This window comes from Limosilactobacillus albertensis, from assembly GCF_014145555.1.
GTDB classification, from domain to species: domain Bacteria; phylum Bacillota; class Bacilli; order Lactobacillales; family Lactobacillaceae; genus Limosilactobacillus; species Limosilactobacillus albertensis.
In genome coordinates, this window is sequence record NZ_JACIVD010000069.1 from 204803 (window position 1) to 220070 (window position 15268).

Below are 15268 nucleotides of genomic sequence, written 5' to 3' on the forward strand. Positions count from 1 at the left end.
TATTTTGGGAGGACTAGCATGCAAAAATTTTTCAGTCGTGAAAATTGGGAGTTCTATTTTGAACACCCTGCCGTCCGCTGGAATATCTGCTATATTGGGATCTTAACAGTTATCGGACTTATTTTAGGGTTTATGGATAACTGGATTATTGGAATTATAGTGTTAATAGTTGCAGTTGTTGGTGGAGCTATTAGTATACAGCGATTAAGAAAGTTAGTTGTCGATACTCATGGATATTTGAATGAATTAACATATAAGGTTCAACGCGGGCAACAAGAAGCATTATTAGAAATGCCGGTTGGGATGATTATGTTAAATCAACGCCATGAAGTTGAATGGATCAATCCATATATGGCACGTTATTTTAACCTAGAGATTGTTGTAGGAAAGCCGATTGCAGATGTTGATGCGGACCTAGCAGAATTAATAAAAAAATATGCGGATGATAAGAAAACACAAGTAGTAACTTGGCGAGATCATCAATTTGAATTTTTAGTTCAGCATCACGGTCAAGTAGTTTATTTATTAGATATTACAAAGTATGAACAAATAAGTGCCCAGTATAAAAATGAACAAATCTTTATTGGAAATATTTATTTAGATAATTATGATGAGTTAATTCAGGGGATGAATGATTCTGATGTTTCAAATCTTCATAATTATGTTACTTCTGAAATAAGCGATTGGGCTGTTGATAATCACCTGTTGATGAAGGTTATTGATGATGATAATTATTTGATCATCGGTCACCAAGCATCACTAAGAGAATTAGAAAAGCAGAAGTTTAAGATTCTTGATGTTATTCGTGAAAATACGTCTAAGCAAAATTCACCGGTAACTCTTAGTGTGGGAATTGCTTATGGCGAAAATGACTTGATAAAGCTCGCTGACACAGCCCAAAACAACCTTGACCTTGCACTAGGTCGAGGTGGGGATCAAGTAGTTGTGCGGGCTCAAGACCAAGAAGCACGTTTCTACGGTGGAAAGACCAACCCGATGGAAAAACGTACTCGAGTTCGGGCAAGAATGATCAGCCAGGCCTTACAAGAATTAATGGCACAATCGGATCAATTATTTGTAATGGGGCATACCAACCCTGATATGGATTCGATTGGTGCCTGCTTAGGGATTCGACGGATTGCTGAGATGAATGGTAAAGAGTGCTGGATTGTAATAGATGATGAACATCCGCATTCTGATATCCGGCGCCTTATGCATGAAATAGATAATTATCAAACAATTAAAGACCACATTATTTCGCCAAGTGATGCATTAGAAAAGGTCAATAACAACAGCTTATTAGTTATGGTTGACCATGCTAAGCGAGGGATTACCATTGCACCAGAGTTATATGATCGAATGCAGAATCGGCTTGTAATAATTGACCATCACCGGCGTGGCGAAGATTTCCCTGAGAATCCATTACTTGTTTATATTGAACCGTATGCATCATCAACATGTGAGCTAATCACAGAAATGTTTGAATATCAGCCACGTGAAGGAAAAGGTCTAAATAAACTTGAGGCTACGGCAATGCTGACAGGGATTCAAGTCGATACAAAGTCCTTTACTAAGAGTGCTGGTACGCGGACTTTTGATGCGGCGAGTTACTTACGGTCCGCTGGAGCAGATGGACTAATGATTCAATCGTTTATGAAAGAAAATCCAGAAACTTTCATGAAGCGTAATCATTTAATCTCAAGAGCTGAAATAAATGATAAAATAGCATTATGTACGGGTGAAGAAGGACAGGTATATGATCCTGTAACGGCTGCCCAGGCTGCTGATATGTTACTTCAGATGAGTGGAATTGAAGCTTCATTTGTAATCTTTGATCGTGCAGATGGTAAAGTAGGTATTTCTGCGCGCTCAATGGGTGATATTAACGTCCAAGTTATTATGGAAGAGATGGGTGGCGGTGGTCACCTTGCAAATGCAGCTACGCAAATCAGTGATAAAACTATTGCTCAGGTTAAGCAGGAGTTAGTTGATATCCTAACAAAATCTGACAAAGAGCAAAATGAAACAGAGGAGTGATCATAATGAAAGTTATTTTTACGCAAGATGTTCGTGGTCGCGGTAAACGTGGTCAAGTTAAAGAAGTACCAGATGGTTATGCACAAAACTACCTAATTAAGCGTGGTTTGGCTAAGCAAGCTACTAAGGCAGCAATGAGCCAATTAAAGGGACAACAACGTGCAGAAGAAAAACATGCTGCTGAAGAATTAGCAGATGCCAAGCGCATGAAGAAGGTCCTTGAAGATGATAATACGGTTGTAGAATTGAGTGGAAAAGCCGGTACAGATGGCCGGATGTTTGGTTCAATTTCAACAAAGCAAATTGCTACTGCTTTACAAAAACAATTTGACCTTAAAATCGATAAGCGAAAGATTGAGCTTGCAGCCCCAATTAAGGCTCTTGGCTACGTTAATGTTCCAATTAAACTTCATCCAGAAGTCGAAGCTCAAATTCGCGTTCACATTGCGGAAAAGTAGTGAGGATTAATAGATTTAAGGAGCGGTATCGTCATGGATAATGCACCAGTGCAAGAAGAGCCACGCGATATTGAAGCAGAAAAAGCAGTTCTAGGAGCTGCTTTTTTGAGTAAAAACGCGTTGGCAGATGCGATGGAGTATCTGGAGCCGCAGGATTTTTATCGCAAGGCTCACCAAGTTATTTTTGAAAAGATGATCCAATTAAATGATGAGGATCAGCCGATTGACCCGTTAACAATGAAAAACGTCCTTGATCAGGATAATCAAACGGAAAATGTCGGTGGTGTTGCTTATATTGCTGAACTTGCAACAGCAGTTCCGACGGCTGCAAATGTAGTTTATTATTCTAAAATTGTGCATGATAAGGCAATTTCTCGCCGATTAATCAATACAGCAACCAAAATCATAAATGATAGTTATGCTGGCAATGATAGCGTTACTGACCAGCTTGACCATGCTGAACAGGCAATTATGGCGGTTTCAGAAAATAGCCGTCAGACTGGTTTTCAAAGTATTAGCGATGTACTTCAACAGTCAATTGAGCATGTTAGTGATTTATCGAGTCAGGACTCAGAAATCACGGGATTATCGACTGGCTACGCACAATTAGACGAGATGACAACCGGACTTCACAAAGATGAATTGGTAATCATTGCAGCACGTCCAGCGGTTGGAAAGACAGCATTTGTCCTTAACATTGCTCAAAATGTTGCCACACGAACTGATAATACTGTAGCTATTTTTAGTCTAGAAATGGGTGCTGAATCGTTGGCAAACCGAATGCTCTGTGCTGAAGGTAATATTAATGCTAATCATTTGCGGACCGGTCAGCTTAGTCAAGATGAATGGCAGAGTTTATTCATCGCAACTGGAGCGTTGAGTAATGCAAGTATTTATATTGATGATACCCCAGGAATTAAAGTTGCGGAGATCCGTGCACGTTGTCGGCGATTAGCTAAAGAAAAGGGTAATCTAGGGTTAATTGTAATTGATTATCTTCAGTTAATTGAAGGAAGCAATCCAGATAACCGGCAGCAAGAAGTTTCAGAGATTTCTCGACAACTTAAGAAGTTAGCGAAGGAATTGGAAGTCCCTGTAATCGCACTTTCTCAGTTGTCACGGGGAGTCGAACAACGGCAAGATAAACGACCAGTCCTTTCTGATATTCGTGAATCGGGATCAATTGAACAAGATGCGGATATTGTAAGTTTCCTTTATCGTGATGATTATTATGAGCATGATGAGGACTCAGAGGATAATAATAACCAGGGAAATAATCAAGATGATGATGGTTCTAACGCTAGTGAAGTTGAAGTCATCATTGAGAAGAATCGTAGTGGTCCGCGTGGGACGGTTAAATTACTATTTGCAAAGTCATATAATAAATTCACTTCGATTTCGTATATCCCTGAAGATAATAATTAAAAACTAAATTCTAAGAGGGCGTTTCAGTTAAAAACTGAGGTAGCCCTTTTAGTGCGCTTAAGACATTAAAAATGTTTTTATAGAAAATAAACGGTATGATAGTAATTGAGGAGGCGTAAACAATGAACCGTCAAGGCGTAGAGTTAAAATGGCTGCTATTAGGAATGTTTCTTGGAAGTATTGGAAACAGTTTTGTGTGGCCATTAACAACAATTTATATTCACGAACAGTTACACGAGTCGTTAACTGTTTCAGGAATTGTGCTGCTCTTTTATTCGGGAGCAAATGTTGTCGGTAGTTACATTAGTGGGATGCTATTCGACCGAACTAATCCCCGTAAATTAATGATTGGCGGGACATTGCTGGCGACTGTGGTAATGGCCATTATGATCTTTTTTAATGGGTGGCCGATTTATGGAATTTTACTGACTGTAATTGGCTTCTTTAACGGTTGGATTATTACCATGGTTAATTCTTTTGCTACCCGGTCCGGTCGTGATGGCCGCTACGTTTTTAACATGCTGTACTTTGCTAATAACCTGGGGATGGTGATAGGAACGACGATTGTTGGCCCGCTCTACCAGTATGCAAAGGGTAATGTGTCTCCCATGTTTTTGATTACAACAATTCTCTACACAATGTTTTCTTTGGTAGTTATTTTCTTCTTTAAGGATAATCAACAAACAGCAGAGAAGAATGATGATGGAGAGACTGGAGCAGCTGACGTTAAAATTCCACAGTCTAATTTATGGATCAGTTGGATTTTCTTTATTGCCCTTGTTGTGATTTGGACAATGTATGAGCAATGGGCAAGCAACTTGTCAGTATTTATGACTGATCAAGGAATATCAATGACAAAATACAGTCTTTTATGGACATTGAACGGGATTTTAATTGTTGTCTTCCAACTCGGAATTACGTGGCTCAATCGCTGGGTTAACCGACCATATGCTCAAGTATTTATCGGGATGTTTACGATCGGTTTTTCCTTTGTCCTCTTATTACATGCCCATTCGTATAGTTGGTTTGTTGCCGCAATGGTTATTTTGACTATTGGGGAAGCAACTGCTTTACCAACAATGCCAGCGATAGTCAATAGTCTTTCTCCAGTAGCAGTTAAGGGTAAGTATCAAGGAATTTTGAATGCATTCTCATCAATCGGTAAGGCAATTGGGCCGCTCTTTGGTGGATTGATGATTGAAGCTACTTCATATCATATTTTGTTCATTATTTGCGCTGTTTCAATTTTTGTAATGGAAATAATAGTATTCCTAGTTGTTAAAATAAAACGTGCAAAAGTAGTTGAATATTAAAGAAGTGATCGAATGTTTTACAATAATTTTGATAATGTGCATGGTGAAGATCGCTATGGAATGGTAGGGAAAATAGGCGACCCTTTTAGGGAAGAATGTGAACTAGCAATCTCATGCTATCGTTGCCATGAACAGCCGTTAGTAATTGCTGAAAGAAATTTGATGGATACTAATAATGATGACTCACAGCGATACCAAATAGTTGTTGTCTGTGATCATTGTGGTGCTGTCGATGAGTTTATAGTCAATGATGGTCGTGAACACAAGATTGGCAAATTAAAACATCGTAAATATCGGCCAATGGAAAGCGATATTATGAAAAAAGGAAATGTGGACTAAAATGTTCAAAGTTCCTTTTTTTTAAGATTTTTTGAAAAAAGTTTCACAAACATAAACCAATAATATCCACTACTCTAAGTAAGTGTGTAACAAATTCAATTATAATAGCCGTTTTCAAATGATTAAGTATTTTTATTTATTTGTGATAATATAAACATTGTAGAGATTGTCAAACATTTTAGGAGATGTTATGTTATGAAAATCAAAGCTGCTATTGTTGATGAAAAAGGTGCAAAGTTTGATATTCGTGACGATGTTGAATTGGCAGAGTTACAACCAGATGATCTTCAAATCCATATGGTTGCAACCGGTATTTGCCATTCCGATGAAGCCCTACGAAAAGGAGATGCCGAAATTGGCTATCCAATTATCCTTGGTCATGAAGGCTCAGGAATTGTTGAAAAAGTTGGTTCGGAAGTAAAGAATTTTAAGCCCGGTGACCATGTTGTACTATCATTCTATGGTTGTGGGAATTGTATTAATTGTCTTAAAGGTAAGCCGACAAAATGTTTGAACTATGCCGCAAATAATTTATCTGGAGTTCGGCCGGATGGAAGTGCGCACTTTACAGAAAATGGTCATCAAGTTGACGATATGTTCGATCAATCATCATTTACTACCACTACAATTGTTCGAGAACGGAATGCGGTTAAGGTACCAGAAAGTCTCGATTTACGGAAACTTGGTCCTCTAGGGTGCGGTTATGTTACCGGATCTGGTACAGTCTTTAATACCTTAAAACCAGAACCAGGTTCTACTATTGCTGTTGTTGGAACTGGAGCAGTTGGTTTAGCAGCAATGATGGCTGGTAAAATTTCAGGATGTACAACGGTAATTGCTATTGATCGTCATGATTCACGACTCAAGTTAGCTAAAGAGTTGGGTGCCACTGACACAATCAATACTACCAACGAAGATATGGTTAAGAAGATTATGGAATTAACTGATGGCAAGGGTGTTGATTATACGGTTGATACAACCGGTGCTACTGCTGTGATGGAAGATGCAATCCAAGCATTGGCACAAGGCGGGACATTAGCTCCGATTGCTGTTACTGCTAACCACATTGACGTTGATACATGGAATGACCTTTGTCCAAGTGATCGGACAATCGTGGGTGTTAACATGGGCGATTCAATTCCTCAAGTTGATATTCCACGACTCATTAAGTTCTATCAGTTGGGGATGTTTGACTTTGATAAGACAGAGAAGTTCTATGACTTTGATCAAATTAATGAAGCTAATGCGGACTCTGTATCAGGTAAGACAATTAAGCCTGTACTAATCATTGATAAAGATTATAAGCCTGATAAATATTAAAATGCTGGATTAATTCGATAAAAAGGAAGCAAAAATTATGAGTATGCCACATTATAAGATGTACATTAATGGTAAGTTTGTTGACACGGATTCTGGTAAAGAGATTACGGTTATTAATCCTAATAACGAGGAAACTTTAGGGACAGTACCAAGTGCGACCGTTGAAGAAACACGCGAGGCAATTGATGCAGCCTTTGAAGCTGAAAAATCTTGGCACCAGGTTCCAGCACCAACACGTGGCAGTTATCTTCATAAATTAGCTGATGAGATTCGTAAAGATCCAGAACCATGGATTAAGAACCTTCAAGAAGAACAAGGTAAGATCCGGTCCTTAGCAAAAACAGAAGTATTATTCACTGCTGATTATTTTGATTATATGGCTGCTGCAGGACGGACATATAAAGGTGAAGTCATTCAGTCTGATAATCGTAATGAAACGATCTTGCTAAAGCGGATGCCGATTGGTGTTATTGCCGGGATTCTTCCTTGGAACTTCCCATTCTTCCTAATTGCGCGGAAGATGGCGCCGGCTTTGGTAACAGGAAACACGGTTGTTCTAAAGCCGAGTTCTGATACCCCAATTGGCGCGCTAGAGTTTGCAAAGCTATGTGATAAAGTCGGGCTTCCCGCTGGAGTCGTTAATTTTGTTACTGGTCCAGGTTCTGTTGTTGGTAATGAATTATCAAAGAATCCTAAGGTCGGAATGGCTAGTTTAACAGGTTCAGTTAATGCTGGTAAACGAATTATGGCGGCCGCAGCTGATCATATTGGTGAAGTATCACTTGAACTAGGTGGGAATGCTCCCGCAATTGTATGTGATGATGCTGATTTGGATGAAGCGGTCACTGATATTGTTAATTCACGTTATGATAATAATGGACAGCTTTGCAATAATGTTCAACGAGTTTATGTTCAAGAAGATGTTGCAGAAGAGTTTACTCAAAAACTTGTTGATGCTGTTAAGGCAATTACTTACGGGGATACGGTTGAAAATCCTGAAATCGGCATGGGCCCGCTAATTAATCGCAAAGCCCTTGAAGAAGTCGATCGTCAAGTAAAGCAGGCGATTAAAGAAGGCGGGAAAGTACTTGTCGGTGGTAAGCCTGCAGAAGGTAAAGGATTCTTCTACGAACCAACGATTATCAGTAACTGTAAGCAAAAAGATTCAGCTATTCAGGATGAAATCTTTGGACCTGTTTTACCAATTATGACATTCAAGAACCTTAAAGAAGCAGTTGAGATGTGTAATGATAGTACGATGGGCCTAACATCCGGTATCTTTACGAAGAGTCTTGACCGTGCAGCCTATGCAATTAACGAAATTCAAGCCGGCGAGACATATGTTAACCGGAATTACTTTGAAGCTATGCAAGGCTATCATGCAGGAGTTAAGGAATCAGGTATTGGTGGATCTGATGGAATGCACGGAATTCTTGAATGTACCGATACAAAAGTTGTTTACATTCAGCGGCATCCAGAAAATATCTAATACCTAAGAGAAATAAAAACTACTAGAATTGGCTAAGTTTCTCAACGGCGCTAATCTAACATTTATAAAAGAGCTAGCAATCAGGGAAAAAACTGTTATTCTTTCCTGATCGTTAGCTCTTTAGAATTTTCTAGGGTAATTATCGCTGATTACTTCTTCTTCTGCCAATTGAAAGTCAGTCTGTATAGGAAGTAACCGAGTAGGCAGGTAATAATATCACTGATTGCTTGTGCCCAGATGATCCCGGTATAGCCTGCTAAATGTCGTAATATTTCTAAAACTACCCAATAAATAACTCCTTGACGAGAGATGGACATTAAGAAAGCACCAAAAGCATTACCGATTGATTGAAAGACCGTAGTATAAACCAGTATCAAACCAACTAGCGGGGTTGTAATAATAGTTGCTAACAACATCTCGCTCGCAGCGTTAACGATTACTGGTTGGCGCATAAAGAGACTGATAATTGGCTTGGCAAAAATAATTAAAATGTCCCCAACGACAACTGAGTAAACAATTTGAACAAGAAAATCAAACCGTAGTATTTGATGGAGCCTTGACCATTCCTTCGCACCGTAAGTAAAACCAATCAATGGCTGGGCACCAAAGGCAAAACCAACAATTACTAAAATCAAAACTGAATATACTTTTTGAACGATTCCCATTGCGGCGACCATATCAGCACCGTAGAACGCCAGTGATGAATTAAGCAATGCCATCCCGAAAGTTAAGGCAAAATTGGTAATGGAACCAGGAATTCCAATTGCAATGACTTCTGTAATCGTGTGTAGGTTAATTTTAGTTAAGCGCGGATTAAGTGAGACATATCGGGCATAACGAAAAATCATTACTAATAGTACGATGTCAGTAAAAGCATAGCCGATAACATTGGCAAGAGCGACCCCGGTAGTTCCCCATTTGAAAACAAATAAGAAAATAGGGTCCAGAATAATTGCAATCACAGTTCCGGTAATTGCAGCGATCATAGCGTGAGTAGCCAGGCCTTCTGTTCTAATTAAATTTTGTGGCACAATCGAAAATATTACAAAGACTGCTCCCACGCTTAATACTCGATAGAAGTTAGCTGCGTCTGCATAGGTTCCAGCTTTAGCACCTAACATCATCAGAATTGGACGTTCGAAAGCTAATAAAAATACCGTTAATAATATTCCGGTAATGATTGAGCAATATAGACAAAAACTAGTAACCCGTTTTGTTAAATGAACATTCTTCTCACCGAGCAATCGTGAAACTACCGAACTACCGCCTAAACCAAAAATATCGGCAATTGCAAGAAGAAAAGTAAATAACGGAGCACCAATGGTAACTCCAGCGACCATTTTGGGATCACCTGTTTTAGCTACAAATACCGTATCAGCTAAGTTATAAATCATTGTTGTGATCATTCCGAGCACTACCGGTAATGCGAGCTTAAAGTAAGCTTGCTTAACAGGTGCTTTTAAAAATAAATTTTCCACGTAAAAACTCCCTTTAAACAAAAAAGGGCCATTCGTGAAGGAGGTTGGCTGGTATCTTCACAAGTGACCCTAAATATATAAATTTAACGTAACTATTTTATTGAAATTTGATGAAAAATGCAATGGGAAAAATAACTTTATATTTAATATCGTTCTGAAAGCAACTTTAACTAAAATATAGGAGTTATATATTCTAGTAGTTTACATTAACGGAATTGTAAGAGATTTGCTATGATGGTAGTTGAAAGTAAATTAAAAGCAATGAGGTGAATGCTGATGAAAACTAAAAAGTATCGTTATACCGGAAAAGATTTTGATATAAATAAAGCACCAACTAAGGTAAAGGATTCTGCTGATGAATTAAAAAAGATAAAAAAGAAAATCAAGAAAAATGTAAAGTCGATTAAGGATGCGCAAAAAATGATGTACGCGCGGCGCCACTATGGGGTATTGGTCGTATTTCAAGCAATGGATGCGGCTGGTAAGGATAGTATGATTTCTCATACTTTTGCTGGTGTGAACCCAGTGGGATTTAAGGTAGCTAACTTTAAGCAACCGACTGGACGTGAATTACGTCATGATTATCTCTGGCGAATTACTCGTGAATTGCCAATGCGGGGTGATATTGGAATCTTTAACCGTTCGTACTATGAAGATGTTCTGGTTTCACGCGTTCACCCTGAAATAGTTGTGAATGCTAACTTGCCTGGAATTGATTCTATTGATGATGTAAATAATAAGTTCTTTGATAGTCGTTATGAAGATATTCGCCAATATGAGGACTACTTAACTCGTAATGGCTACTTAATCGTAAAGTTCTTCCTTCATGTATCGAAAGAGGAACAAAAGAAACGGTTTTTAGCTCGAATTGACACGCCTGAGAAAAACTGGAAGTTCTCTGCTGCTGATATTCGTGAACGCCAATATTGGGATGATTATCAAAAGGCGTATGAAAAGGCAATTAACGCAACAGCTACAAAGAAAAATCCATGGTATGTTATTCCGTCTGATGATAAGTGGTATTCACGACTAATTGTATCTGATATTTTAACAAAGAAGATCAATAGTTTGCCGCTCGCATATCCAGAGGTTTCGCCAGAACAAGAAATGGGTCTTAAGCAAGCACGTCAAGAATTGATGAATGAAAGTAAATAAATGAAGAGGATGCCGCATGACATCCTTTTTTAGTTGAATCAAAATCCTATTATTGATTTTAATGTAAGAATTGTTATTTTTAACGTTTATATTTAACCCTATAATAATAACCCCCAAAAACCGATTTTCGGGGGTTATTTTGTTAAACTTTTAATATAATTATTCTAAAAAGAATGTTTTTAGCATTAAAGAAGGTGCATAATCAATTAGAGATACTGGTAAGTTAGCAAGAAAAGCTTATTGATATTTTAAGTCAGTCTGGAGAAAAGCTAAATAATGCTAAACAAATTATTAAGCAGTGGGTAGAGGAACATCATCAATTGTTAAAGGCCACCGCTTTACCTGATAAATTGTATTGTGAAATTCTGTATCTTTTTGCGCAATCGGAATTTTTTACTAATCAGCAAAGCCTAGGGATTAAAGATAATGATATTATTGAAATTTTGAAGAAGAGCAGCCAACGTTATCCAATGACAAAAACCCGGTTAGCAATTAAAGAATTAGAAGAACTTGGAGCAATCAAAATTGTTTCCAAACGTCCTAAGCAGCATATAATTCAGATTTTGATTGAGCAGAAGTGATATGTCTTATCTTAATATTTAAAAAATCACAAAGAAGGACTAGTAGTAAAAAAACACAAGTCCTTCTTTAATTTAAGCATATATGCAAGTAAACAAAAAAGGTCATCGATAAATCGATGACCTTTTTATAAGATGGGCAGTCAGGGGATCGAACCCTGGACCCACGGATTAAGAGTCCGTTGCTCTGCCAGCTGAGCTAACTGCCCATGTCTTTGACAACATAAATAATAATATCAACTTAAATCGAATTTCGCAAGTACTTTTTGGAATTTATTTATTAATTTTCTAAATCGATATATACTTAGACGCCTAACTGTTATAATTATTAGTAAAAATTAACCTTAGGAGTGATTTTATGGCATCGAAAAAAGAAAAATTTGAGTACATGAATCGTCTACTACGAACATATATGATTAATATGCATCATTTTTTTACCACTCTTACTCCACAGTTGACGCTTACTCCGCAGCAAGCGCGGACATTATTGTACATTAAGGACCATCCAGGACTTATTCAACGCGAACTAGGTGACTACTTCCACATCCGAAATGCAAGTATTACGAATATGCTTAAAAATCTTGAACGTGATGGTTATATTGTTCGTCGAAATGATAATGAATCAGCTAGGATTAAACGGATTTTCTTAACTAAAGAAGGAATCGAAAAGACTAGCCAAATAAAGGATGTTTTTGATCAAGCATACCAGCAGATTGTTGAGCAGCTCGATGAAGAAACGATTGATGCAGTAATTAAAAGTATGATGAATATCAATAATGAGCTAAAAAAATAATTTAAATTATTGACAGTTAGATATCTACGTGTTTTAATATAAGTCGTCTTAAATAGTTAGATAGTTAATTGTTAGGAGGCTTATATTTTGAAAAGAAATAAATTTAATTTTCGGGAATTCTTTAGCCTAATTAACCAATTACACCCACAATATTTGAAACTGATAGTGGGAATCCTTTTAGGGTTGGTTTCTACTGGAGCAAATTTATTTGTTCCGCAACTAGCTCAGAAATTGATTAACGATTTTCGGCACATTAGTCCAACACTAGCCACGTTAACAGTTGTTATTTTTATTGCTGGACTAATTACTAGTGCGTTATCAGGAGTATTACTTGGTATTTTTGGCGAAAACGTTGTTGCTAAGTTGCGTAAACAATTATGGCAAAAACTACTTAAAATGCCGGTAAAATACTTCGATAATGTGAAAACCGGGGAAATAAGTTCACGACTGGTAAATGATACTTCACAGGTTAAGGAATTGCTTGCCTCAACATTTCCTAATGCAATGACCTCAATTTTACAGTTCCTTGGGGCATTAGTAATTATGTTAGCAATGGATTGGCGAATAACTTTATTAATGTTTGTTGCTGTCCCATTGATAATGGTAGTAATGATGCCGATAATGAACTACTCACGTAAAATCGGCCGTGTGCGTCAAGATGAGCTTGCTAAATTTGCTAGTGATTCAACTGATGTATTAAGTGAAGTTCGTCTAGTAAAGTCATCAAATGGTGAAGAACATGAGCTCGCTAAAGGAAGTCAGCGAATTGATAACTTGTATGGAATTGGGATGAAAGAAGCGCTGATTAACGCTGCAACCCAACCAATTACAAATATGCTGATGATGTTAATGTTCTTAATCGTGCTTGGTTATGGTGCAATTCGGGTAATGAATGGTCAAATAACGATGGGAGCATTGGTTTCGTTCTTAATGTACCTTTTCCAAATTTTTGGACCAATTATTACAGTTAGTCAGCTCTTTACTAATATGGCTAAGACAAGCGGTGCAACTGAACGGATTCAGCAGATGTTGGCAGAGCCGGAAGAATTTGGCGAAGATCAGATTAAAAAAGATATTGAAACTGAACCGTTAAACTTTGAGAATGTTGACTTTTCTTATGAACCGGATAAGCCAATACTGAAGAATATTAATTTTGAGACTAAGCCAAATGCGTTTGTCGCGTTTGCAGGACCTTCAGGTGGTGGTAAGACAACAATCTTCTCGTTGATCGAACGGTTCTATCAACCGACTGCCGGAAAGATTCTCATTGGCGATGAAAACGTTGAGAAATTAGACTTAGCTAAATGGCGGGAACAAATCGGTCTCGTTAGCCAAGATGCTGCTGTAATGCCAGGAACGATTCGCGATAATCTTACCTATGGACTACGGCGAACAGTGAGTGACACGGAATTATGGAAAGCATTGAAGATGGCATACGCAGATGGGTTCGTAAATAATATGGCTGATAAACTAGAAACAGAAATTGGTGAGCGCGGGATTAAACTATCTGGTGGTCAAAGACAACGAATTGCAATTGCACGGGCCTTCCTTCGTGATCCAAAGATTCTGATGCTTGATGAAGCAACTGCAAGTTTGGATGCTGAATCTGAAGCAATGGTTCAAAAGGCTTTAGGTGACTTAATGCAAGGACGGACAACATTAGTAATTGCTCACCGTTTAAGTACAATTGTTGATGCAGATAAGATTTACTTTATTGAAAATGGGGCTATTTCAGGTTCCGGAACGCATCAAGAGTTGTTGCAATCAACACCGCTTTATGCTCAATATGTTCATGATCAATTTAAATAAAGACAAACGACCAAAATCAGCTTTTTTAGCCGATCTTGGTCGTTTTTTTAACAGAATTAAGTTTTCCAACATATACAAAAAGCGACCGGGATAAAATCCCAGTCGCTGTAAACCTCTGATGGGCAGTCAGGGGATCGAACCCTGGACCCACGGATTAAGAGTCCGTTGCTCTGCCAGCTGAGCTAACTGCCCATATTCTTTAACAGAATACTCAATTATTTTAACCTGCTTAATATTAAATGTCAAATATTTTTGGAAAATATTTATGGAACTTTTCCCTGTGCTATAATAGAGGCACCGATATATAGCAGATTTAAAGTATTGAATCAATTAACCCAATGGAGGGAACTATTGATATGGCAAAAAAAATTTTAGTTGTTGATGATGAAAAACCGATCTCTGATATCATCAAATTTAATCTTGAAAAAGAAGGATATGAAGTTGTCGTAGCTTATGATGGTGAAGCTGCGTTAGAGCAAGTTGAAGCAGAAAATCCTGATTTAATTATCCTCGACCTAATGCTTCCTAAGATTGATGGGCTTGAAGTAGCAAAGCGTGTCCGAGCTAAACATACAATGCCGATTATTATGGTAACGGCTAAAGATTCAGAACTAGATAAGGTCCTTGGCCTTGAACTTGGTGCAGACGATTATGTCACTAAGCCATTTTCAAATCGTGAATTAGTAGCCCGTGTTAAGGCAAATTTGCGGCGTCAGGCTACTCTTAAGGCACCCGCTGAAGAAGATAATAACACTGATATTCAGATTGGGGACCTGACAATTCATCCAGAAGCATATACGGTTACTAAACGGGGTGAGAACATTAATTTGACACACCGTGAATTTGAATTACTGCACTATTTGGCACAACATATCGGTCAAGTTATTAATCGTGAACATTTACTTCAAACAGTATGGGGATATGACTACTTTGGTGATGTGCGAACAGTCGATGTTACTGTTCGACGGCTTCGTGAAAAAATTGAAGATAATCCCAGTCACCCGCAATGGCTAATTACTCGGCGTGGTGTTGGTTACTACCTAGCAAATCCTGATCAGAATTAGAGGCTGAACC

Annotated in this window: 13 protein-coding genes and 2 tRNA genes; 12 read left to right on the forward strand and 3 right to left on the reverse strand. The window is 38.1% G+C overall.

Features of this window, described 5'->3' with window-relative positions; all coding sequences use genetic code 11:
* Positions 1-18: 18 nt before the first annotated feature.
* The 7 genes from H5S41_RS09620 (at position 19) to aldA (ending at position 8381) form a co-directional block, all read left to right on the forward strand.
* Positions 19-2037: a DHH family phosphoesterase gene (locus H5S41_RS09620; RefSeq protein ID WP_182603142.1), complete on the forward strand. Its 2019-nt coding sequence runs from the start codon at positions 19-21 to the stop codon at positions 2035-2037.
* A 5-nt stretch (positions 2038-2042) separates the two neighbouring features.
* The gene (rplI, locus tag H5S41_RS09625; protein WP_153709422.1) at positions 2043-2495 is read left to right on the forward strand and encodes a 50S ribosomal protein L9; all 453 of its coding nucleotides are present in this window, start codon (positions 2043-2045) and stop codon (positions 2493-2495) included.
* Between the two features lie 33 nt (positions 2496-2528).
* Positions 2529-3920, forward strand: a complete 1392-nt coding sequence (gene dnaB / locus H5S41_RS09630; RefSeq protein WP_153709423.1) for a replicative DNA helicase — start codon at positions 2529-2531, stop codon at positions 3918-3920.
* Positions 3921-4042: 122 nt separating this feature from the next.
* Entirely contained in the window at positions 4043-5233 is a 1191-nt protein-coding gene (locus tag H5S41_RS09635) for an MDR family MFS transporter (RefSeq protein ID WP_182603143.1), read from the forward strand.
* A 12-nt stretch (positions 5234-5245) separates the two neighbouring features.
* A complete protein-coding gene (locus H5S41_RS09640; RefSeq protein WP_182603144.1) occupies positions 5246-5572 on the forward strand; it encodes a hypothetical protein in 327 nt (108 codons plus the stop codon).
* A 195-nt stretch (positions 5573-5767) separates the two neighbouring features.
* Positions 5768-6892: an NAD(P)-dependent alcohol dehydrogenase gene (locus H5S41_RS09645; protein ID WP_182603145.1), complete on the forward strand. Its 1125-nt coding sequence runs from the start codon at positions 5768-5770 to the stop codon at positions 6890-6892.
* A 37-nt stretch (positions 6893-6929) separates the two neighbouring features.
* Complete coding sequence (gene aldA / locus H5S41_RS09650; protein ID WP_182603146.1) at positions 6930-8381, forward strand: aldehyde dehydrogenase; 1452 nt, start codon at positions 6930-6932, stop codon at positions 8379-8381.
* A 149-nt stretch (positions 8382-8530) separates the two neighbouring features.
* Here the strand turns inward: aldA and H5S41_RS09655 are convergent, their stop codons facing one another.
* The gene (locus H5S41_RS09655) at positions 8531-9859 is read right to left on the reverse strand and encodes an MATE family efflux transporter (protein ID WP_182603147.1); all 1329 of its coding nucleotides are present in this window, start codon (positions 9857-9859) and stop codon (positions 8531-8533) included.
* 270 nt (positions 9860-10129) lie between these two features.
* Here H5S41_RS09655 and H5S41_RS09660 point away from each other — a divergent pair, with 270 nt between their 5' ends.
* On the forward strand, positions 10130-11014 hold the full coding sequence (locus H5S41_RS09660) for a PPK2 family polyphosphate kinase (RefSeq protein ID WP_182603148.1): 885 nt from the start codon (positions 10130-10132) through the stop codon (positions 11012-11014).
* 320 nt (positions 11015-11334) lie between these two features.
* Positions 11335-11595 carry a hypothetical protein gene (locus H5S41_RS09665; protein ID WP_231833083.1) on the forward strand — a complete coding sequence of 87 codons (261 nt, stop codon included), beginning with the start codon at positions 11335-11337 and terminating at the stop codon, positions 11593-11595.
* A gap of 133 nt (positions 11596-11728) precedes the next feature.
* On the opposite strand, the gene H5S41_RS09670 is transcribed toward H5S41_RS09665, so the two are convergent.
* Positions 11729-11801: transfer RNA gene (locus tag H5S41_RS09670), tRNA-Lys, on the reverse strand.
* Positions 11802-11950: 149 nt separating this feature from the next.
* On the opposite strand from H5S41_RS09670, the gene H5S41_RS09675 reads away from it, so the two are divergent.
* On the forward strand, positions 11951-12385 hold the full coding sequence (locus H5S41_RS09675; protein ID WP_182603149.1) for a MarR family winged helix-turn-helix transcriptional regulator: 435 nt from the start codon (positions 11951-11953) through the stop codon (positions 12383-12385).
* An 87-nt stretch (positions 12386-12472) separates the two neighbouring features.
* Complete coding sequence (locus H5S41_RS09680; protein WP_182603150.1) at positions 12473-14194, forward strand: ABC transporter ATP-binding protein; 1722 nt, start codon at positions 12473-12475, stop codon at positions 14192-14194.
* Between the two features lie 119 nt (positions 14195-14313).
* Here the strand turns inward: H5S41_RS09680 and H5S41_RS09685 are convergent.
* Positions 14314-14386: transfer RNA gene (locus H5S41_RS09685), tRNA-Lys, on the reverse strand.
* Positions 14387-14550: 164 nt separating this feature from the next.
* On the opposite strand from H5S41_RS09685, the gene yycF reads away from it, so the two are divergent.
* Positions 14551-15258 carry a response regulator YycF gene (gene yycF, locus H5S41_RS09690; protein WP_153709431.1) on the forward strand — a complete coding sequence of 236 codons (708 nt, stop codon included), beginning with the start codon at positions 14551-14553 and terminating at the stop codon, positions 15256-15258.
* Positions 15259-15268 lie beyond the last annotated feature (10 nt).

Coding starts and splice junctions, on each gene's coding strand:
- H5S41_RS09675 (WP_182603149.1), top strand. CDS start 11,951: ATGGCATCGAAAAAAGAAAAATTTGAGTACATGAATCGTCTACTACGA.
- H5S41_RS09620 (WP_182603142.1), top strand. CDS start 19: ATGCAAAAATTTTTCAGTCGTGAAAATTGGGAGTTCTATTTTGAACAC.
- dnaB (WP_153709423.1), top strand. CDS start 2,529: ATGGATAATGCACCAGTGCAAGAAGAGCCACGCGATATTGAAGCAGAA.
- H5S41_RS09640 (WP_182603144.1), top strand. CDS start 5,246: ATGTTTTACAATAATTTTGATAATGTGCATGGTGAAGATCGCTATGGA.
- rplI (WP_153709422.1), top strand. CDS start 2,043: ATGAAAGTTATTTTTACGCAAGATGTTCGTGGTCGCGGTAAACGTGGT.
- H5S41_RS09645 (WP_182603145.1), top strand. CDS start 5,768: ATGAAAATCAAAGCTGCTATTGTTGATGAAAAAGGTGCAAAGTTTGAT.
- H5S41_RS09660 (WP_182603148.1), top strand. CDS start 10,130: ATGCTGATGAAAACTAAAAAGTATCGTTATACCGGAAAAGATTTTGAT.
- aldA (WP_182603146.1), top strand. CDS start 6,930: ATGAGTATGCCACATTATAAGATGTACATTAATGGTAAGTTTGTTGAC.
- H5S41_RS09635 (WP_182603143.1), top strand. CDS start 4,043: ATGAACCGTCAAGGCGTAGAGTTAAAATGGCTGCTATTAGGAATGTTT.
- yycF (WP_153709431.1), top strand. CDS start 14,551: ATGGCAAAAAAAATTTTAGTTGTTGATGATGAAAAACCGATCTCTGAT.